The sequence below is a fragment of the Virgisporangium aurantiacum genome (genome assembly GCF_016863635.1).
Classification (GTDB): domain Bacteria; phylum Actinomycetota; class Actinomycetes; order Mycobacteriales; family Micromonosporaceae; genus Virgisporangium; species Virgisporangium aurantiacum.
Map to the genome: position 1 here is coordinate 233,461 of NZ_BOPG01000034.1, position 19,437 is coordinate 252,897.

The 19,437-nt window shown below is 72.7% G+C and carries 18 protein-coding genes; 8 read left to right on the forward strand and 10 right to left on the reverse strand.

All coding sequences use genetic code 11. The annotated features are described in order from the left end of the window. Window positions 1–5 precede the first annotated feature (5 nt). From Vau01_RS28905 to Vau01_RS28915, 3 genes are read left to right on the forward strand one after another with little or no spacing between them, the layout of a single operon-like run. Entirely contained in the window at window positions 6–839 is an 834-nt protein-coding gene (locus tag Vau01_RS28905; protein ID WP_239151930.1) for an ABC transporter permease, read from the forward strand. Continuing rightward, window positions 832–1,635 (forward strand): ABC transporter permease, encoded by an 804-nt coding sequence (locus Vau01_RS28910; RefSeq protein WP_203998794.1) that lies wholly within the window; start codon window positions 832–834, stop codon window positions 1,633–1,635. Before Vau01_RS28905 ends, Vau01_RS28910 begins: the two co-directional genes overlap by 8 nt. Next, the gene (locus Vau01_RS28915; protein ID WP_203998797.1) at window positions 1,632–2,147 is read left to right on the forward strand and encodes a putative immunity protein; all 516 of its coding nucleotides are present in this window, start codon (window positions 1,632–1,634) and stop codon (window positions 2,145–2,147) included. Before Vau01_RS28910 ends, Vau01_RS28915 begins: the two co-directional genes overlap by 4 nt. A gap of 7 nt (window positions 2,148–2,154) precedes the next feature. Here the strand turns inward: Vau01_RS28915 and Vau01_RS28920 are convergent, their stop codons facing one another. Then, window positions 2,155–2,706: a CGNR zinc finger domain-containing protein gene (locus tag Vau01_RS28920; RefSeq protein WP_203998800.1), complete on the reverse strand. Its 552-nt coding sequence runs from the start codon at window positions 2,704–2,706 to the stop codon at window positions 2,155–2,157. A 99-nt stretch (window positions 2,707–2,805) separates the two neighbouring features. Here Vau01_RS28920 and Vau01_RS28925 point away from each other — a divergent pair, with 99 nt between their 5' ends. Continuing rightward, window positions 2,806–3,780: a quinone oxidoreductase family protein gene (locus Vau01_RS28925; protein WP_203998803.1), complete on the forward strand. Its 975-nt coding sequence runs from the start codon at window positions 2,806–2,808 to the stop codon at window positions 3,778–3,780. A gap of 9 nt (window positions 3,781–3,789) precedes the next feature. Here the strand turns inward: Vau01_RS28925 and Vau01_RS28930 are convergent, their stop codons facing one another. From Vau01_RS28930 to Vau01_RS28945, 4 genes are read right to left on the reverse strand one after another with little or no spacing between them, the layout of a single operon-like run. Then, a complete protein-coding gene (locus Vau01_RS28930) occupies window positions 3,790–4,755 on the reverse strand; it encodes a hypothetical protein (protein WP_203998806.1) in 966 nt (321 codons plus the stop codon). Between the two features lie 52 nt (window positions 4,756–4,807). Beyond that, on the reverse strand, window positions 4,808–5,572 hold the full coding sequence (locus tag Vau01_RS28935; protein WP_203998809.1) for a thioesterase II family protein: 765 nt from the start codon (window positions 5,570–5,572) through the stop codon (window positions 4,808–4,810). Between the two features lie 57 nt (window positions 5,573–5,629). After that, complete coding sequence (locus Vau01_RS28940; RefSeq protein ID WP_203998811.1) at window positions 5,630–6,343, reverse strand: ABC transporter ATP-binding protein; 714 nt, start codon at window positions 6,341–6,343, stop codon at window positions 5,630–5,632. Between the two features lie 2 nt (window positions 6,344–6,345). Further along, window positions 6,346–9,210 carry an FtsX-like permease family protein gene (locus Vau01_RS28945; RefSeq protein ID WP_203998814.1) on the reverse strand — a complete coding sequence of 955 codons (2,865 nt, stop codon included), beginning with the start codon at window positions 9,208–9,210 and terminating at the stop codon, window positions 6,346–6,348. Between the two features lie 81 nt (window positions 9,211–9,291). Between Vau01_RS28945 and Vau01_RS28950 the strand changes: the two genes are divergently transcribed. Further along, window positions 9,292–9,891, forward strand: a complete 600-nt coding sequence (locus Vau01_RS28950; RefSeq protein WP_239151953.1) for a PadR family transcriptional regulator — start codon at window positions 9,292–9,294, stop codon at window positions 9,889–9,891. Here Vau01_RS28950 and Vau01_RS28955 read toward each other — a convergent pair. After that, window positions 9,886–10,524, reverse strand: coding sequence for a winged helix-turn-helix transcriptional regulator (locus Vau01_RS28955; RefSeq protein WP_203998820.1), 639 nt, complete (start codon window positions 10,522–10,524; stop codon window positions 9,886–9,888). The two genes, Vau01_RS28950 and Vau01_RS28955, sit on opposite strands and share 6 nt — an antisense overlap. 54 nt (window positions 10,525–10,578) lie before the next feature. Here Vau01_RS28955 and Vau01_RS28960 point away from each other — a divergent pair, with 54 nt between their 5' ends. Beyond that, window positions 10,579–11,379 carry an SDR family NAD(P)-dependent oxidoreductase gene (locus Vau01_RS28960; RefSeq protein ID WP_239151931.1) on the forward strand — a complete coding sequence of 267 codons (801 nt, stop codon included), beginning with the start codon at window positions 10,579–10,581 and terminating at the stop codon, window positions 11,377–11,379. A gap of 6 nt (window positions 11,380–11,385) precedes the next feature. On the opposite strand, the gene Vau01_RS28965 is transcribed toward Vau01_RS28960, so the two are convergent. Next, window positions 11,386–12,288: an RNA polymerase sigma-70 factor gene (locus tag Vau01_RS28965; RefSeq protein WP_203998823.1), complete on the reverse strand. Its 903-nt coding sequence runs from the start codon at window positions 12,286–12,288 to the stop codon at window positions 11,386–11,388. Beyond that, window positions 12,285–13,229 carry an NAD-dependent epimerase/dehydratase family protein gene (locus Vau01_RS28970; protein ID WP_203998826.1) on the reverse strand — a complete coding sequence of 315 codons (945 nt, stop codon included), beginning with the start codon at window positions 13,227–13,229 and terminating at the stop codon, window positions 12,285–12,287. Before Vau01_RS28970 ends, Vau01_RS28965 begins: the two co-directional genes overlap by 4 nt. 77 nt (window positions 13,230–13,306) lie before the next feature. Here Vau01_RS28970 and Vau01_RS28975 point away from each other — a divergent pair, with 77 nt between their 5' ends. Both Vau01_RS28975 and Vau01_RS28980 read left to right on the forward strand, forming a co-directional pair. Continuing rightward, window positions 13,307–14,203, forward strand: a complete 897-nt coding sequence (locus Vau01_RS28975) for an alpha/beta hydrolase (protein WP_203998829.1) — start codon at window positions 13,307–13,309, stop codon at window positions 14,201–14,203. Continuing rightward, window positions 14,200–15,168, forward strand: coding sequence for a sigma-70 family RNA polymerase sigma factor (locus tag Vau01_RS28980; protein WP_203998832.1), 969 nt, complete (start codon window positions 14,200–14,202; stop codon window positions 15,166–15,168). Before Vau01_RS28975 ends, Vau01_RS28980 begins: the two co-directional genes overlap by 4 nt. Window positions 15,169–15,247: 79 nt before the next feature. Here Vau01_RS28980 and Vau01_RS28985 read toward each other — a convergent pair whose 3' ends face one another. After that, complete coding sequence (locus tag Vau01_RS28985) at window positions 15,248–16,189, reverse strand: alpha/beta hydrolase family protein (protein ID WP_203998835.1); 942 nt, start codon at window positions 16,187–16,189, stop codon at window positions 15,248–15,250. Window positions 16,190–16,583: 394 nt separating this feature from the next. Further along, on the reverse strand, window positions 16,584–19,394 hold the full coding sequence (locus Vau01_RS28990) for an AfsR/SARP family transcriptional regulator (RefSeq protein ID WP_203998838.1): 2,811 nt from the start codon (window positions 19,392–19,394) through the stop codon (window positions 16,584–16,586). Window positions 19,395–19,437 lie beyond the last annotated feature (43 nt).

Below are 19,437 nucleotides of genomic sequence, written 5' to 3' on the forward strand. Positions count from 1 at the left end.
TCGACGTGTTCGGGGGCGGCGTCGGAAATGCGGTGCGTGCCGAGGCCGTCCTGTTCGCCACGCTGGTGGCGATGGGCTTCCGCCGGTGGTCCACGTACCGGTTGGCGGCCCTCGCGGGTGCGTTCTCCAACACCGTCTTCGGGCTGGTCCGCGCGAACGTCACCATCGCGGTGGTGGGCGTTGCCGGCGGCACGGTCGCGGGGTACGACGCGGTCGGCGTGGCGACGTACGTGTGGGTCGGCCAGGCGCTGCTCGGTTCGGTGTACATCTTCCAGTGGACCGATCTCGCGATGCGCATCCGCACCGGCGACATCGCCGTCGACCTCGGCCGGCCGGTCGATCCCCAGTTCGCATACCTGGCCGGCGACCTCGGCCGGGCGGCGTTCGACCTGATCCCGCGCGGCGCGCCGCCGCTGATCATCGGTGCGCTGGTCACCGGTGTGGCGCTGCCCGCCAGCCCGCTGCCGTACCTGCTCGGGGTGGTGAGCCTCGTGCTCGCGGTGGTCATCTCCTTCGCCGGGCGGTGGCTGGTGAACCTGGCCGGGTTCTGGCTGATGGACCTGCGGGGACCGATGGCGACGTACCTCGTCGCGGTGAGCGTCCTCAATGGACTGATCGTGCCCGTGCACTGGTTCCCGGACTGGTTGAAGACGCTCGCCGCGTGCACGCCGTTCCCGTCGATGCTCCAGGCGCCCATCGACGTGGTCACCGGTCGGGTCCAGGGCCTGGACGCGTTGTCCGTCATGGCCGTCCAGGTGGGCTGGGCGGGCGCTCTCCTCGGGCTCGGTCAGGTCGTGTACCGCCGCGGTGCGCGACGCCTGGTGGTGCAGGGTGGTTGACTCGCTCCGGCCCTACTGGGTCATCCTCGGTTCGCGGATGAAGTCGCAGACGACGTACCGGCGCTCGTTCGCCATCGACCTCGCGGTGAGCATCGGCGGCACGACGATCGGCTTCGCCGAGGTCTACGTCATCTTCACGAACGTCACCGTGCTGGGCGGGCTCGACTTCGCCGCCACCGCCATGATCTTCGCGCTGTCGCACGTGTCGTTCACGATCGCCGACCTGTTCGTCGGGCACGTGAGCAACCTGCCTGTCTACGTGCGCACCGGCACCCTCGACGCGTTCATGCTCCGTCCGTTGTCGGTGTTCGGCCAGCTCGCCACCGCCGACATCACGCTGAGACGGTTGGGCCGGACGGCGACCGGGTTCGTCATCCTGGCGGTGGCCGTGCCGATGAGCGACGTCGACTGGACGCCCGCCAAGGTCGGGCTCGTCGTGATGACGGTGCTGGCCGGCACGGGCATCTACGGCGGCCTGATCGTCGCCGGCGCGGCGGTGCAGTTCTGGTTGGTCGAGGGCGGCGAGTTCGCGTCGGCCATCACCTACGGCGGCAACTACGCGGCGCAGTACCCGGCCAGCGTCTACCATCCGGTGGTGCGGGTGCTGTTCTCGTTCGTGGTGCCGGCGGCGTTCGTCGCCTACCTGCCGGTGCTGGTCCTGCTGGACAAGCCGGGCCCGGCCGGGCTGCCGCAGTGGCTGGGCTGGTGCACGCCGCTCGCGGCCGCCGCGGTGTGGGCCGTGGCGATGTGGACCTGGCGCGCGGGCCTGCGCCACTATGCGGGAACGGGCTCATGATTCTTCCGGCGGTTCGGGATCCCCGCTTCATCACGCTTCGTCGCGGCGGAACCCTCACCGACTCGGATCACCACCTGCTCGCCCTCTGGGCGGCGTCGTGCGCGGAGCACGTCCTTCCGCTGTTCGAGTCGGTCCGGCCGGCGGATCCGCGCCCACGTGAGGCGATCGAGCACGCCCGCGCCTGGGTGCGTGACGAGGTCACGATGATGCGGGCCCGCGCGGCGGGCGGCCATGCGATGGGTGCGGCCAGAGAACTGCGAGGCGCCGCACGGCATGTCGCGTACGCCGCCGGTCAGGCGGCGGTCGTCGCACACGTCGCCGCGCACGAACTCGGCGCGGCCGCCTACGCCATCAAGGCCGCGCGTGCCGCCGCGCCGGCAGGCGAAGCCGACGCCGCGGGGCGGACCGAGTGCCGATGGCAGCGCGACCAACTCCCCGCGGCGATCCGCGAACTCGTGCTCGACGACCAGCGGCTGCGGAACGACATCTGCTGGTCGGTGTTCGACTGCTGAGCCCGGGTCACTGACTCCGGCGACGTTCGCGCAGGGAGCGCATCTTCGCCTTGGCACCGCAGGCGTTCATGGCGCACCACACGCGTCCGTTCTGCGACTGGTCGACGAAGAGCAGGGTGCAGTCGGGCGCCAGGCATTTGCGGACCCGTTCGGCGTCCGGGCCTGTCAACAGGGTGACCGCGTCGGCCGCGGCCGCGGCCAGGACGTCGTGGGCGTCGGCCACGTGTGACGTGGCGTGGAAGCCGGACGCCGACCAACCGAGCGTCGGCACCGGCCGGCGGCGGGCCCGGTCGTTGACCGTACGCAGGTCGGCGGGTGCGGGCCGGCGGCCGGATCCGGTCACCAGGCGGTGGATCGCCTCGCGCAGGGTGCGGGCGGCCGACAGGTCGGCGTCGACCACCGCCGGTGCGGTTCGGCAGAGGCCGGCCTCCACCGCCCAGCGGGCCAGGTCGGCCGGGGTCCGCAGGCGCTCCAGGTCGACGATCCCGCGCTTGCCGAGAGTGGCGACGAAGTCGAGGCACAACCGCCCGCCGACGAAGCGAAACGCCGCGACTCCCACGCCGGAAACATTACCTGCTGATCTGGTAACGCAGCAGCGCTTACCCTAAGGTTACCTTCTCAACCGGTAACACCGATGGGAGGGCACATCGTGCGGGCGATGATCGTCGAGGAGTTCGGGGGACCCGAGGTGCTGCGGCCCGGGTCGCTGGCGGAGCCGCAACCGGAGGCGCACGAGGTGGTCGTCGGCGTCGAGGTCGCCGCGGTCAACCGGATGGACGTGCTGCGGCGCACCGGCAACTACCACGCCGGCGGCGGCCTGCCGGCGGTGCTCGGTGCCGAGGGCTGCGGCGTCGTGGTGGCGGTCGGGAGCGCCGTGCACGACCTGCGCCCCGGCGACCGGGTGTTCGGGTCGGGCGGGCGGCCCGGCTGGTACGGCGAGCGGGTGGCGGTGCCGCGGTCGCGCCTGGCGCCCGTCCCGGACGGTCTGGACGCCGGAACCGCCGCCGCGTTGCCGGTGGCGGGCGTCACGGCCTGGTACACGCTCACCCGGCTGGCGGCGGTCGGCCCCGGTGACACGGTCGTCGTCTTCGCGGCCGCCAGCGGCGTCGGGTACCTCGCCGTCCGGCTCGCCGCGCACCTCGGCGCCCGCGTCGTCGCGGTCGTCGGATCACCGGCCAAGGCGGCGGCCGCGCGTGCGGCCGGCGCGGCCGACGTGGTCGACCACTCCCGGGAGGACGCACCGGCGGCCGTCCGGCGGCTGTTGGGCGACCGCGGCGCCGACGTCGTGCTGGATCTGGTCGGCGGGCCGACGTTCGGCCACGCGCTGACGCTGGCCGCAGCCGGCGGACGGGTGATCGCCGTGGCGAACGTCGCGCTGGCACCGACCACAATGGACACCCGGGACTTCTATCCCCGTAACGTGTCCATCCACGGCTTCCAGCTGAACGGGCTCATCGCGCTCGGTCGCCTGGATCTGCCGGCCGCGCTGGCCGCGACCGCCGCGCTGGCCGTCGAGGGCGTACTCGTCCCGCACGTTCACGAGGTTCTGCCGCTCGCGGACGCGGCGGCGGCGCACGCGCTGCTGACGGACGGCGACGTCGTCGGGAAGCTCCTGCTCCGCGTCGACGGGTGAGCGGCTCCGCTACCCGAACGACGTCGGACGCTGCGCCTTCAGCGTCCTGAACGTGCTCGCGCCCTGGGCGTCGCCGTCGTCGAGCCCGGCCCGGAGATTGCCGGCGACGGTCGCCTGCCAGTCGATCCGGTCGGCGAAGCCGCGGATCCGGTCCGCCATGTCGCGGCGGAAGTCCTCGTAGAGTTGCTCGATCCGCCGGCCGGAGGCGGTCTGGCCGAACGTGAACGGGCGCAGTCCGCTCCCGGCGAGGTACCGCCCGGCGACGCCGTTGAGCGTCTTGACCTGCTCGCGCAGTTCGGTGACGGCGGTGGCCAGGGCGCCGGTTTTGGCCACGGTCTCCAGCGACGACTGGGGTTCCGGCCCGCGCGGCGGCAACCGGGGCACCCGCGGGAATCCGGCCACGACCGCGCCGAGCGCCTGTTCCTGTTGTCCGACAACGGTATCGGCGTTCCAGCGGGCCACGATCCCGTTGAACTCCGCCTGGATCCGGCGCAGGAACTCGCTGGCGACGGCCTGCCCGATCAGGTCGTCGGCGTCCCGGACGAACCCCGTGGCGATCCGCTCGACGTCGAGGGGCGCCTGCCGGACCTGTGGTTCCGCGACGTTGAGCCGGTCGACCAGCGAGGTCGGCGCGCGGTCGGCCCGGGGTGACGCCTGGAGCAGGTCGGCCAGCGCGGCCAGCCCACGGTGGGCCGTCGTCAACTCCCGACGGGTGGCGACGGCGAGCGTGCCGGACCAGTTGGGGTCGATCAGTCGCAGCTCGACGGTCGTCTTGACCTTGGCCGCCGCCACCTTCAGGTCGTGGGCCGCGCTGCTCGCGGTGGTGATGGCGGCCGTGATCGCCGCCGGGTCACCCTTGACCTCGTACCATGCCGCCTTGATCCGGTTGAGATGCGCGGTGCAGTGCGCCGACACCTCCTGCTGCTGGGCGGAGCCGCCCTGCATGACCGCCCAGTCGTCCGGATGACCCGCCATCAGCACACTCCCGCCCGATGGGCAGCAATTATATCCGTCGATGAAGACGCGCTCACACGATCACCCCGCCCTGCGCGGCGAGGTCCGTGCCGATGCGGTCGAGCACCTCGTCGGCGCGGTCGCGGACGTACAGGTGGCCGCCCGCGAACGGGTACACCTGGCAGTCCTCCGTCGTGTGCCGTCGCCAGGCGAGCATCTCGTCGACCCGCACCTCCGGGTCGTCGACCGCGGCGAAGCAGGTGAACGGCATCGGCATCGGCTCCTCGACGACGTACTCGTACGTCTCGCACAGCTCGAAGTCGGCGCGCATCATCGGCGAGAGGTAGTCGAGCAGGTCCGGATCGACCTGCCCGACGGTCGACGGCCCGGCCAGCTCCGCCAGCCGGGCCAGGAACTCCGGACGCGGCAGCGTGCTGGCCCGCGGCCGCCACCCCGGTAGGTCGGGCGCGCGGTGCGCGGAGACCATCAACCGCACCGGCAACGGAGCGCCGCCCCGGCGCAGCGCGCGGCACAGTTCGAACGCCACGAGCGCGCCCATGCTGTGCCCGAACAGCGCGTACGGCCGGTCCAGCAGCGGCAGCAATTCGTCGGTGAGCTCGCCGACCAGCGCGTCCAACCGGCGGAACGCCGGCTCCTTCTGCCGGTTCTCCCGGCCCGGCGGCTGCACCGCCCACACCTCGGCCCACAGCTCGTCGGGCAGCGTCCACCGGTTGAACATCGACGCGCCGGCGCCGGCGTTCGGCAGACAGATCAGGCGCAGGGCCGGGTCCGTCGTGCCGCCGCACCGGCGCAACCAGCGCGAGGTCAGCTCACCCACCACCTGACGATTCTGTCAGGCAGCGGGCCTCCGGTGCGGTCGCGTCAACCGGTGACGCTAGAGGCGGATCTGGCTGACCCGGGCCAGCGTCGTCGCCGGGTCTTCGCCGTCGCGGAGGTCGACGTCGTCGGTGATCCGGCCGTCGGACAGGCGGATCAGCCGGTCGCAGCGGGACGCCACGTGCTGCTCGTGGGTGGCCAGCAGGATCGTCATTCCGCGGTCCTTCCGCAGGGTGACCAGCAGGTCCATGATCTGCTGGCCGGTCTTCGAGTCGAGGTTGCCGGTCGGCTCGTCGGCGAGCAGCAGTTTCGGCTCGACCATGAGGGCGCGGGCGATCGCGACCCGCTGCTGCTGGCCGCCGGACAGCTCCGACGGGAGCGCCTTCTCCCGGCCGGCGAGGCCCACCGCGTCGAGCAGTTCCCGCGCCCGCGAAGCCCGGTCGTAGCCTACGCGGTAGGGAAGCGTCGGAACCACCACGTTGTCCAGCGCGGTCAGGGGCGGGAGCAGGTGGTAGCGCTGGAACACGAAGCCGATCCGTTGCCGGTACGCGGCCAGGCGCCCGCGCTTCAAGGCGGTCACCTCGACGTCGTCGACCGTGACGGAGCCGCCGTCGGCCCGCTCGATCGCGCCGACGAGGTGCAGCAGCGTCGACTTGCCCGAGCCGCTCGGGCCGGTCAACGCGACCATGGCGTCCGGCTCCACGTCGAGGCTGATGCCGTCGACGGCGACGATCTCCCCGTACCGCTTGGACAGGTTCTCGATCCTGAGCATGGTCACTCCTCGGCCAGGAGACGCGCGGCCGGCAGGCGGCGCAGCAGGACGGTCGGCACGATCGCGGCGACACCCGCGATCAGGACGCCGACGGCCGCGGAACCGACGGCGACGGCGACGAGACGGGCCGGCACCTCGCCGACCAGCCACGCGGCGACGGCGAGCCCGGTACCGGCACCGGTGACGGCGCCGAGCAGGCCCAACAGCCCGCCCTCGTAGGCGATGAGCCGGACGAGCGCGGCCTCGGTCCAGCCGGACGCGCGCAGGGTGGCGAGCTCGGCGGCGCGGTCGCGGACGTTGAGGTACATCACGTCGGCGACGGCCACCACGCCCAGCAGGACAGTCGCCACGGCGGCGAGCTGGTCGACGCCCCGCACGGTCACCGAGACGGCGTCTCCGAGCAGCGTGCCGACGACCGTCCCCTGGAAGGCGAACGTCACCGCGGCGAGCACGGTCAGCGCGGCGACCCCGATCGCCAGCGCGCCGGCGCCGAGCACCGTGCGGCCCGGCACCCGGGTCAGGTTGACCAGGCTCAGCCCGAACACGGTGCGGGCGTGCCGGCGCCGCCGGGCCGTGCCACGCACCGGGCCCCGGACCGAATGGAGCGCCGTCGCGGGATGGGTCCGCGCGGCACCGACCGCCGGGACCACGCCGGCGACCAGCGCCAGCGCGAGCGCGATCGGGACGGCGAGCACCGCCTGCCCGATCGTCACCCGGATGTCCATCAGCGCGGCGAGCGGCGCGGCCAGGCCCACGGCGGCGAGCCCGGCGACCGTGCCGATCACCGCCACCTCGCCGAGGATCGACGCGGCGATGCGCCGGGCCGGCCAGCCCAGACAGGACAGCACGGCCAGCTCGGTGCGCCGGTCGCGCACGGCCGCGCTCACCGCGTTGCCGAGGAAGAGCGCGCACACGACCAGCACCAGCACGAACAGGATCAGGCTCTTGCGGTCGGTGGCCCGCACGATCCGGCTGGCCACGCCGATCGACGACCAGCCCTCGCCGACCCGCAGCACCGGCCGGCCGAACGCGCCCGCGGCCAGTTCCACGGTCTGCGGCGCGGGCGATGAGCCGAGCGTGATGTCGACGTCGAGGCCGGTGCGGCGGGCGATCTCCTCGGCGGCGGCCCGGACCCGCTCGGCGTTGACCTCGCTGTATCCGGAGACGCCGGCGACCCGGACCCGGATCGCGCTGATCGGCGCGGCGGCCTGGGCGGGGTGCCGCTCGAACAGCGTCGGCACGACGCTGAGGCTGGTGAGCAGCAGCGGCGGGGCCGCCAGGTAGCCGCCCGGGTTGCCGCCGGGCAGGAGCGGTCGGTCACCGAGGGCCCCGCGGCTCGCGGGGTCGGCGCCCGCGGCGGCCGGCGGCTCGTAGGTTTCGAGGGGGACGCGGGAGACGTCGCTGAAGCCGGCCAGCTTCTCCGGATCGAAGACGCCGACGGGTTTCCAGCTCTGGATCGCCCCGCCGGAGGTGGAGTCGACGAGCTCGATCCGTTTCAGCGGACGGAACCACGGGTCGGCGGTCAGCCACGGCTCGGCCAGGCCGGCGAACCGGCCGGCGCCGAAGATGTTCGGGGTCTGCGGGACGGTCGTCGCGCGGAGGGTGCCGTCGGGCAGCCGCTCGTACGTCGTCGGGCCGGGTTGCACCACGGTCTCCAGCAGGTCGCCCCAGGCGTCGCTCGCGAAGCGGTCGGTGACCGATTCGAGGTACCGGTCGTCGACGTCGCCGCGCCACTCGCCGGCCGGCGTGCCCCGCGGACCGGTGAGCGCCGGGAGCAGCGCCGCGGATCGCAGGCCGGCGACCTGCTGGGGCGGCAACCGGGAGTACCGCGTGTTGCCCTGCATGTCGATGTACGACCGGCTGGTCGCGATCACCGGGAAGACCCGCTGCGCGGCCATGTTCGCCGTCGCCGGGGCGTCGGCCGTCCGGTCTCCGCCGGTGAGCGCACGCCCGGCGACGGTGGCGCCGCGGAGACCGACGAGGCGCTCCTCGGCGTCGGGGTCCACGGCGGCGAGCAGGTACGGGACGCTGACGTACCGTTCGACGACCAACCGGTCGACCGGGGCGGCGACGGGCGTTCCGGGCCGGTGGTGGGCGTCGGTCTCGAAGCGTCCGTCGGGGCGCAGGTGGGCCGTGAACAGCCACGAACCCGTCAGCTCGGAGCGCGTCTCGCCGGCGCCGGGGTGGGTGGTCAGCGCGACCTCCGGGCCGATGCCGCAGACGGGCACCGTGCGCCCGTCGGGCAGCACCTCGCGGGGCGGGAACGCGGCGATGTCGCCGCCGCAGTCGACCGGCGGGTACTCGCGGCCGTCGGTGTACCGCGAGGGCCGGTCGAGCGGGGCCGCGTCGTCGACGAGGTCGAGGAAGAGCACCTTGTTCTTCGTCACGTAGACGAAACCGGGATCGGCGACCCCGTGGGAGAGGCCGCGCTCCGCCTCGAAGGTGGTGTCGATCCGGATCACCTGGCTGTCCAGGCTCCGGTCGACGGCATCGGTGAGGTCGAACGGCACCGGCAGGCTCATCGTCGAGTAGCCGATCATCGCGATCGGCGCGGCCACGTCGACCCCCGGTACCCCGCGCACCTTCGCCCAGTCGTCGAGCGTGAGCCCGCCGAACTGCCCGGACAGGTAGTTGGGCCGCACCAGCCGCTGCTCCGCCTCCAGGGGCGTGCGCGCCCCCTTCGGGCGGACCAGGATGTCGTACGCGGCGGACGTCTCCCGCGCCAGCACACCCGTGACCACGAGCCTGGACGTGTCCGTCGTGCCGGTCAGGACGACGAAGCCGGTGGTCGCCACCAACACGCCCGTCAGCAGCGCCACCGACCTACCGAGCCGGCCGCGCAGGTACCGCCAGATGAACCGGACCACCGCTCACCCTCCCCCGATCGCTCCCCGCCACTGTGCGCGATACATTGTCACAATGCAAGAGCGACCCGGGAGCGGGTGAAGATGCCCATCCAGCACGCGGTCCTGTCACTCCTGGCGGCCCGCCCCAGCTACGGCTACGAGCTCAAGAGCGCGTTCGAGGCGGCGGTCGGTCCGCAGTGGGGCACGCTCAACATCGGTCACCTCTACCAGGTGCTCGACCGGCTCTCCCGCGACGGCCAGGTGGTGTCCGAACGCCACGCCCAGCAGGTCAAGCCCGATCGCGTCGTCTACGCGATCACCGACACCGGCCGGGCCGAGCTGGCGGAGTGGCTCGGCACGCCGAGCCCGCGCGGCAGCGGCTTCCGCGACGACTTCTTCCTCAAGGTCACCGCCGCCGCGCGGTCCGGATCGGCCGACACGGTGCGCGCGGTGCTGACCAACCAGCGCGGGCTGCTGCTGCGGGAACTGCGGAACCTGGAGACGCTGCGGCGGGAGCGGGACGATCCGGTGGTCGGGCTGCTGCTGTCGGCCGCCGCCCGGCACGTCGAGGCGGATCTGCTGTTCATCGAGGACGCCGACGGCGTCCTGCTGCGGGACGGCGGCGCGACGCTGGCCCGGCTGCGGGTCACCGCTTCCGGCGAGGTGCCGCCGCCGGCCGGAAAGATCCGGGACGCGTCATAGGCGGCCCGGACCGGTGACCGCGTGCAGCAGCCGTTCGATGGCCGACTGGTCCCCGACGACGGCGACGCTTCCGTCGGCGACCGCGGTGGCGAGGGCGGCCGGGTCGGCGAGCAGGGCGCTGAACGTCCCGGCCGCCGCGCGGAGCGAGACGTCCGCCGTCGCGGGCTCGCCGGCTTCCACCTCCACCCGCCCGGACGCCGTGCGGACCGTCCACACCCGGCCGTCGAGTTCGAGCCGGTAGCTCGTGGGCGGCGCCGCGGGGTCGGTGCGGGCGGCGCCGCGCAGGAAGATCAGCACGGACGTGGCGCTGAGCGCCGTCGGTGGCGGCGGTTCCGGCGCGTCGATCCCCCAGTCGCCCAGGGCCACCAGGATCGGTTCCAGCTTCCGGCCCCACTCGGTGAGCTCGTAGACCGCCGGTGCCTGCCGGCGGCGGATCACGCCGTTCTGCTCGAGCTCCCGGAGCCGGTCGGCGAGCAGGTTCGAGCTGACGTTCGGGAGCGCCTGCCGCAGGTCCGAGAACCGTTGCGGCGTCAGCAGCAGCTCGCGGACCACCAGCAGCGCCCACCGCTCCCCGACGACGTCGAGACCGCGGGCGATCCCGCACGAGTCCCGATAGCTGCGACTGGTCGGCATCGGCTGGGCCCTCCTCGTTGTTTTTAACAACTGACCGTGGTTAGTATTCGCTCCATGTTACTCGAGGACAAGAACGCGGTGATCTACGGCGGGGGCGGTGCCATCGGCGGCGCCGTCGCCCGGGTCTTCGCCCGGGAAGGCGCGCGGGTCTTCATCGCCGGCCGCACACAGGCGAAGCTCGACGCCGTCGCGCACGACGTCGCCGCCACGGGCGGAAAGGTCGAGACGGCGCTGGTCGACGTCTTCGACCAGGGTGCGGTCGACCGGCACGCCGACGCGGTTGCGGCGACGGCCGGCAGCATCGACGTCGCCCTCAACGCCGTGAGCGTCATGCACGACCAGGGAACCCCGCTGGCGGACCTGTCGCTGGAGGAGTTCATGCGACCGGTCGACGGCTTCCTCCGGACGTTGTTCATCACCAGCAAGGCCGTGGCGCGGCACATGGGCCGGGCGCGTCCCGGCGTCATCCTGACCCTGTCCGAACCGGGCGCCAAGCTGGCCGTGCCCGGCATCCTGGGCCACGCCGTGAGCGCGGCCGGCAAGGAGGCCTTCACCCGGGTCCTGGCCGCGGAACTGGCCCCCGGCAACATCCGCGTCGTCGGCATCCGTCCACATGCGACGGTCGACGCGCCGGCCGCGGGCTCCTACACGGCGGACCTCTTCGAGCCGCTCGCGGCCGCGTCCGGTTCGTCGGTCCAGGAGTTCCTCGAGGTCGGGCTGGCATCCGGAACGCTGCTGAAGCGGCTGCCCCGGCTCGCCGAGATCGCGGAGACGGCCGCGTTCCTGGCGTCCGACCGGGCGGGAGCGATGACCGGAGCCATCGCCAACCTGTCCGCCGGCGCCCTCGTCGACTAGGCGGTTTCAGGACCGGCGCCCGGCGCGCAGCCGGGCGCCGAGGTCGCTGACCTCGCCGAGGTGCCGCAGCTTGTCGGGGTTGACGATCGAGCGGATCGCCTGGATCCGGCCGTCGACGACGTCGAGCCCGACGACCGCGACCAGGAGGTCCCCGGTGTCGAAGACCATGGCGCCGGGTCCGCCGTTGACCTCGACGGCCGTCAGGCGCACGCCGCCGAACCGGGCCAGCACCGACCGGCCGGCCCGCAGCGTCCGCGCCACGCGCTCGCGACCGGTGATCGGACGCGGCGGCGCGGGCACGGTGCCGCCGCCGTCGCCGTGCAGCGCCACGTCGTTCGCCAGCAGCGCCTCCAGCTCCCGCAGGTCGCCGTTCTCGACGGCGGCGAAGAAGCGCGCGGCCAGTTCGTCGCGCTGCTCCCGGGAGGCGCGGTGGCGCGGCCGGCGCTCCCGCACGGAGGCGCGGGCCCGCGAGACCAGGTGCCGCGCGCCGTCCACGTCGGTCCCGACGATGTCGGCGACCTCCTGGTACGGGTAGTCGAACACCTCGCGCAGCAGGAACGCGGCCCGCTGCCGCGGCGTCAGGCTCTCCAGCAGCACCAGGAACGCCAGCGACAGCGAGTCGGCCTGTTCGGCCTGCTCGGCCGGTGACAGGTCGGTGACCACGGGTTCCGGCAGCCACTCACCCACGTACCGTTCCCGCCGCACCCGGGCCGACCGGAGGTGGTCGATGGCCAGCCGGGTGACGAGCGTGGCGACGTACGCCCGCGGGGAGACGATCGGCTCCTGGAGCTGGTGCATCCGCAGGAACGCCTCCTGCACCACGTCCTCGGCCTCGCTGACGCTGCCGAGCATCCGGTACGCGATGGCGAACGCCCGGGGCCGCAGCTCGCCGTACAGGTCCGCGGTCAACGCAGTCCCTCGGCGAAGCCGGTCCGCCAGGTCGGGTACCGCGGCGTCCACCCCAGTTCTTTCTTGATCTTCCCGCTGGAGATCCCGCGGGCCCGGGTCATCAGGCTCACCGCGCCCTCGCCCGCCACCAGACGCGCGAGCCAGGCCGGCACGCGCCGCGGCGGCTTCGCGCCCAGCGCGCGGGCCAGCTCCGGCAGGAACACCCGCACGGGTGCCGGCTCGTCGTCGGCGACGTGGTAGATCCCGGGCGTACCGCGCTCGATGGCCGCGACCGTCGCCGACGCGGCGTCGACGATGTGCACCAGCGACCAGACCCCGCCGCCACCACCGACGATCGGGAACCGCCGCCCGCGCACGTACCCGGCCATGACGGCGTCCGGCTCGGCGCTGATGCCCGTCCCGGGACCATAGAAGCCACCGTAGCGAAGCGCGATGCCCGCGCCCCAGGCGATGCCGGTCACCGCGTCCTCCAGGTGGCGCAGGGCGGCCACCGACCGGGCGGCGTCCGCGGGCGGGTGCGGCTCGATCCGGACGCTCTCGTCGGCGGCCGGCCCGCCGGTGCGTTCCATCCACATCGCGTTGCTCTGCGCCACGACCCGGCGCGCGCCGATGGCCCGGGCGGCGGCCAGGAGGTGGTCGGTGCCCTCGGTGCGCAGCCGGTCGGTGGCGGCGGCCATCCGCGCCACGTGGCGGAAGTCGGCCGGCCCGGACAGCGCGGTGAGCTGGTGGACGACGACCTCGGGCTCGGCCCTGGCCACCGCCCCGGCCACCGAGTCGGGGTCGAGCGCGTCGACGACCACCGGTTCCGCGCCGAGCGCGCGGAGCGCGTCCACCTTGGCCGCCGACCGCGTCGACCCGACGACCGCATGGCCGCGCGCCACCAGTTGCGGCACGAGGTGGCGGCCGATCGCACCGGACGCACCGGCGATGAAGATCTTCATGCCAGCACAGACGAGACGATCGAACGGTTCATGAACGGTCCACGATTCTTTTTCCGGCGCGGCCGGTCTACATGTGCATGACGATGCCGAGCAAGCAGTCCGAAGCGGTCCGCCGCCACTGGGTGGCGTCCCGCCGCGCCATGGTGGAACCGGACACCGAGGGCATGGACGACGAGTCCTGGGGCAATCTGACCGCCGAACCCCGCGCGGTCGACTACGTCGAGACCGAGGCCGCCGGCCTCCCCGCGATGTGGGTGACGCCGAAACGCAGCGTCGCCGACCGGGTGCTGCTGTGCATGCACGGCGGTGGGTTCATCGGCGGCTCGATGTACACGCACCGCAAGCTGTTCGGCCACCTCGCCAAGGCGACCGGTGCCCGCGCGCTGATCTTCGACTACCGGCTCGCGCCGGCACACACCCACCCGGCACAGGTCGACGACGCGACCGCGGTCTACGGCTGGCTGCTCGACCAGGGGATCCGCGCCGACCACGTCGCGTTCACCGGCGACTCCGCCGGCGGCGGGCTGACGATCACCACCCAGCTCCGGGCCCGGGAGCGGGGCCTGCCGCTGCCGGCCGCGGCGATGCCGTTCTCGCCGTGGGTCGACATGGAGGCCGTCGACGGGTCGTACGACACGAACCGCGACCGGGATCCGTTCTTCCACCGCGAGTCCGTGCGGCAGATCGCGGGCATGTTCCTCGGCGCGGCCGATCCGCGCGATCCGCTGGCCAGCCCGGTGCGCGCCGACCTCCGCGGCCTCGGACCGATCTACATCCAGGTCGGCGGCGATGAAACCCTTGTGGGTGACGCGCGGCAGCTGGCCGAGCATGCCCGGGCGGGCGGCGTCGACGTCCGGATCGACGTCTTCCCCGCGATGCTGCACACGTTCCAGATGGCCGCGGGTCGGGCACCGGAGGCCGACGAGGCGATCCGGAGAATGGCCGCCTGGGTGCGTCCTAGGCTCGGCCTGTGAGGGGAGACGACTTCGCCCGTCGTACCGAACCGTTCCGGCGCGAGCTGCTGGCGCACTGCTACCGGATGCTCGGTTCGGTGGACGAGGCCGAGGACCTCGTGCAGGACACGTACCTGCGGGCGTGGCGGTCGTACGACGGGTTCGAGGGCCGGTCGTCGGTGCGCGTCTGGCTGTACCGCATCGCCACCAACGCCTGCCTGACCGCGCTCGACCAGCGCGCCCGGCGGGCCATCCCGTCGGGCCTGGCCGGTCCCACGTCCGACCCCTCCGCGGTCCCGTCCGCGGCCCCGTCCATGGCCCCGGACGTAGCCTGGCTGCAACCGATCCCCGACTCGACGGACCCGGCCACGATCGTCGCGGAGCGCGAGAGCCTGCGGTTCGCGCTCATCGCCAGCCTCCAGTGCCTGCCCCCACGTCAGCGGGCCGTGCTCATCCTGCGCGAGGTCCTCGCCTTCCCCGCCGCCGACGTGGCCGCCATGCTCGACACGACGACCGCGGCGGTGAAGAGTTCCCTGCAACGGGCCCGGGCCCGCCTGGACGAGGCATCACCGCACCCGGAGCAACAGACCGAGCCGACCGACCCGCACGCCCGGATGCTGCTCGACCAGTACATCGCCGGGTTCGAGCACGCCGACGTCGCGGCCCTCGAACGCGCCCTGCGCACCGACGCCGCGATCGAACTGGTCGGCACGCGCACCTGGTTCTCCGGACGCGTCACCTGCCTGCGGTTCCTCACCGGCGTCGTCGGATCCCCCGGCGACTGGCGCATGGTGCCGACCACCGCCAACGGACAACCGGCCGCCGCCGCATACCGCCGCGACGGCGACGGGATCTACCGCGCCTTCGGCCTCGGCGTCCTCACCACGACCGACACGGGCATCGCCCGGATCCTCGTCTTCGACGGCGGCGCCGACCTGCTCGCCCGGTTCGGCCTCCCACCGACCCCGGTGCCGGCACCCACGTAGCCGTTCGACGCGCACAGCTCTTGGGAGACAACGGTCGGCTACGACAGACCTTTGTCTCCCAGATCCGGTCGTCGTGCGGCTAGCGCAGGGTACGGACGAGCCGGGCGGTGATGAGCTCGAAGAAGCCGGGAGCGCGCCGCGGCCGCCCGGTTGCCGGGTCGGGCACCCGCAGCCCGTGATCGGCGCCGGGGAAGACGACGATCTCGTGGTCCCGGTGGCCGGAGCGGGCGAACGCGGCCTCGTACGCCGCGACGCTGGCCTCCGTGGGCACCAGGACGTCGTCGGAGCCGAAGATCGCCAGGATCGGGCAGGTCAGCTTCTCCAGCGCCGGGACCGGGTCGAAGTCGGCGATGCCGGCGAAGAACTCCAGCTCCTTCACGCTGGTGACCTCGGCCAGTTCGGCGGCGCGGGTGCCCACCAGGTGGATCTCGTCGGTGAGGATCGCCGCGGCGGCGTCACCGGCCCGCAACCGGCTCAGGACCCGCCGGTACAACGCCAGCGCGTCGGCGATCTCCTCGGACGTGTAGCCCTCGGCCGCTCCCTCGGCCCCGATCTGGTACTCCTCGCTCTCCGCGACCGAGACGCCCGGCCCGGAGAACGTGATGATCGTCCTGATCCGGCTGTCGATGTTCGCGGCCAGCGGCGCGATCCAGCCTCCCTGGCTACCGCCGAGCAGCCCGATCCGCTCCCCGTCGATCTCCGGCTGGGCCGCGACCGCGGTGACCGCGGCCACCGTCTCGGCCGCCCGGTCCGCGAACGTCAACCGCGTCCAGTCACCCCCGGACTCGCCGCATCCCGGCTTGTCGTACCCGAACACCGCGATGCCGACCGCCGCCAGCCGGCTACCCATGTCTTCCCAGTTGCGCGCGTACTCGCCGGACATCGGCCCGGACCCGTGCACCGTGACCACGGCGGGAACCGGCGCGGTCGAGGTGGCCGCGGGCGGCAGGTGCAGGTCGCCCACGATCTCCCCGCCACCAAACGAAAACACCAACCGTCGACGCACAGGCGTGAACAACATGGCCGCACGATACCGATCAGCGTGGGCGTGGTGTCGCGCAGTCAGATGGTCGACGCGATGGCTTTAACTATTCCGCAGTTGCACGCATGAACATTGAAGAACGTTCCTATACCTAATTGCGTCAATATCTGCGATAAATGAATGACGTTTAGCTGACTACCGGACACGCGGAGTACTTTCCTCAAAACGTGATAAAAGGGGGATTGCGGGCGGCGTGGGCAGCAGTAACGATCTTATCCGTTGATCCTCCCCACGGCGATCGGACAATGATGTTCAGTGCTGTGATCGTGCTCGCCGCCGCGGCTTCGGTCGAGTGGTACAAGTGGTGCGCGCTGTTTTTCTAACGTGATTTCCGGGCTGCTGCCGATACATTCCAACGGCGGCAGCCCACTATTCACAGCAGTCGGACGAGCAATTCTTCTGCCATTGATGTCGGCAACTCGCCGAGCGACTCGATCGCCTCCGCCCGCGTCACCGCCGCCGCAACGGCGCCCGACGTGGCCGTCATCGCTTCCGTGAGCACCACCAGTGCGCGGCTGCGACGGACCGGATCACCGATCGCCCGACCGATTTCCACGGCCCGCTCCGCGTCGTCCAACGCGGACTCCGACCGGCCAGTCGCGAGGGCGATCTGAGTTGCCGTGATGAGCGCATCGCATCGAACGATGTCGTCGTGCATCCGGGTAGCGCAGTCGACCGCCTTCCGGCAGTGCGTCAACGCCCGATCCTGTTCGCCGGTCTCGTGGAACAGGGCGGCCAGCGCCGCGTGGGTCTCGCCCTGCCCTCGAACGGCCTGATCGCGCGTCCGGATCGCGAGGGCCTCCGCGAAGTGGCCGGCCGCCTCGGCGAAGCGACCGAGCCGCCGGCACGCCATTCCGAGCCGGTGGAGCGTCGAACTCTCTCCGACCCGGTTGCCCGTGCGACGGCACATGGCCAGCACCTCGGTGAAGGCGACGACGGCCGCCGCCGTCTGCCCGGTGGCCAGCCGCACGGAGCCGATGTTGTGCAAGCACACGGTCTGCGCGTCGGGGTCGTCGGAATCGCGGGCGAGTTGGAGCGCGGCGGTGAAGCTCTCGGTCGCGTGGTCGTGGTCGCGCATGGCGAAGTAGGTCGACCCCTGATTGACCAGGGTCCCGAGCTGCCCGTCCCGGTGGTCGTCCAGGCGGGCCGCGGTCAGGCCCAGTGCGCAGAACTCGAGCACGTCATCCTGTCGCCCGTACCGGTCATAGAGTTCGTGCGCCGTGCCGATCAGCTGCCACGCGGGTCGGAACAGGCCGAGATCGATGGCCTGACGGGTGGCCGGGCCGAGATTCGCCCGCTCGGCGCCGCACCATGCGACGGCCGCCGCGTCGGTGTCGAAGGTCATCGGCTCGACGCCCTGCGGTGGCACGAGATCCGGCACCCGGGGACGGTCGGGTGCCAGTACCCGCGCCGCGTCGATCATCGACCACAGGAACCAGTCCGCCAGGCGGCGGACCGCGTCCCGCCGGAACGTCGCGGGCTGCTCCTCGGCACGGTCGGCCGCGAAGCGCTTCAGGAGGTCGTGCAGGCGGAACCTGCCAACCGTGTCGTGACCGATCAGGTGCGCGCGGGCCAGGCCGTGCAGCGCGGTATGGACGGCGGTCCGGGGGTCGCCGGCCATGGCGGCGGCCGCCTCGACGCTGATCGTCGGACCCGGGAACAGACCGAGGAGCCGGAACAGGCGGCTGTCGGCCGGTGGCAGCGCGTCGTAGGACCAGGCGAACACGGTCTCCAACCGGGCCTCCTCGTCATCGCCGTCGGAGCCGAGAAGGTGCCGGGAGAACTCTCCGGCCAGATCGCCAACGGGAACGTGGGAGCGTTCCGCCACGTGTTCACCGACGATCCGCACGGCGAGTGGCAGGCCGCCGGTCAGGCGCACCAGCTCCTGGACCCCGTCGGGGTCCGCCGCGGCGCGGCGCGGACCGATCACCGCCGTGAGCAGCGCCGTGGAATCGGACGCCGACAGCGGCGGGACCGTGATGCAGCGGGCACCCTCGCGAATGGACAGGCCGCGCAGTCTGTTCCGGCTCGTCACGATGGCCGCGCACGGCCCGGTGGTGGGGATCAACGGGCGCACCTGTTCGGTGGTGCGGACGTTGTCGAGTACCAACAGCACCCGTCGATCGGCGAGCAGGTCGTTGAACAGGTCGCGCCGCTCATCGACGTCACCGGGCACCTGATCGGCCGCGACACCGAGCGCGGACAGGAACCGGCCGAGGGCGCGCGCGGGTTCGAGGTCCGGCCCGGTGCCGAACGCGTTCGCGTTCAGGTAGAGCTGGCCGTCCGGGAAGCGGTCGCGGTTGCGGTGGGCCCAGTGGACGGCCAGGGTCGTCTTGCCCACGCCGGGCATCCCGCTCAGCACGACGATGCCCACGCCGGCCGCGTCGTCGATGTCGTGGAGGAGGTCCTCGTGGCCGGTGAAGTCCACGACGTCCATCGGAAGCTGGCGCGGCACCGGAGCCGCCGGCCGTGGCACCGCGCCGGCCCCGGCGAACGCGGGCATCGTGACCCGCGAGTCGGTGTGCAACCGGCGCCGGAACCGTTTGCGGAACTGGACGGAGAACGTCCGTGCGTCGTCGACGCGGCCGGTGGCGGCCAGCGCGCGCATCCAGTACTCCGCCAGCGCCTCGTCGAGGTCCCGGTCGAGCACGAACGGTTCGAGGCGGGCCAGCACGCGGTGGGGCTGGCCGAGCGTCAGCTCGTGGTCGGCGAGCAGCTTGTGTGCCTCGACCAGTTCGTCGTGCATGTGGTTCCGCAACTGCTCGGTGTACGGGCCGCGCAGGTCGGCCAGGGGTTCGCCGCGCCAGAACCCGATCGCCTCGACGAGCATGGCGGCGGCCGCGGCCGGTGCGGCGTCGCGTGCCCGCGCCACCAGCCGCCGGAAGCGGTGGAAGTCGACCAGGTCGGGGTCGAGGTCGAGGCGGTACCCGCTGTCGACGCGGACGAGCGCGTCGGGGCGTCCGATCCCGTCGAGCACCCGGCGGGTGCGGCTCACCAGCGCGTAGAGGTTCGACCGCGGCGTCGGCTGATCGCCCCACAACTGGTGCAGCAGCGTGTCGGTGCGGACCGGAACCCGCACGTGGAACAGCAGCATGGCCAGCAGCGCCCGCTGCTTCGCCGCCCCCAGGTCGACCGGTCGGCCGTCGGCGTGCAGGGCGGTGCGGCCGAGAATCACGAAGTCCACTGGGCGGCCCCCCAATCCCAGCGCATGTACCGCAAGTGTCAGA

What these genes read in the sequence shown, in the direction of transcription:
- Vau01_RS28950 (WP_239151953.1), top strand. Translation starts at nt 9,292, where the DNA reads ATGCCCATCCAGCACGCGGTCCTGTCACTCCTGGCGGCCCGCCCCAGC.
- Vau01_RS28925 (WP_203998803.1), top strand. Translation starts at nt 2,806, where the DNA reads ATGATCGTCGAGGAGTTCGGGGGACCCGAGGTGCTGCGGCCCGGGTCG.
- Vau01_RS28915 (WP_203998797.1), top strand. Translation starts at nt 1,632, where the DNA reads ATGATTCTTCCGGCGGTTCGGGATCCCCGCTTCATCACGCTTCGTCGC.
- Vau01_RS28930 (WP_203998806.1), bottom strand. Translation starts at nt 4,755, where the DNA reads ATGGCGGGTCATCCGGACGACTGGGCGGTCATGCAGGGCGGCTCCGCC.
- Vau01_RS28970 (WP_203998826.1), bottom strand. Translation starts at nt 13,229, where the DNA reads ATGAAGATCTTCATCGCCGGTGCGTCCGGTGCGATCGGCCGCCACCTC.
- Vau01_RS28940 (WP_203998811.1), bottom strand. Translation starts at nt 6,343, where the DNA reads ATGCTCAGGATCGAGAACCTGTCCAAGCGGTACGGGGAGATCGTCGCC.
- Vau01_RS28960 (WP_239151931.1), top strand. Translation starts at nt 10,579, where the DNA reads ATGTTACTCGAGGACAAGAACGCGGTGATCTACGGCGGGGGCGGTGCC.
- Vau01_RS28975 (WP_203998829.1), top strand. Translation starts at nt 13,307, where the DNA reads ATGACGATGCCGAGCAAGCAGTCCGAAGCGGTCCGCCGCCACTGGGTG.
- Vau01_RS28985 (WP_203998835.1), bottom strand. Translation starts at nt 16,189, where the DNA reads ATGTTGTTCACGCCTGTGCGTCGACGGTTGGTGTTTTCGTTTGGTGGC.
- Vau01_RS28955 (WP_203998820.1), bottom strand. Translation starts at nt 10,524, where the DNA reads ATGCCGACCAGTCGCAGCTATCGGGACTCGTGCGGGATCGCCCGCGGT.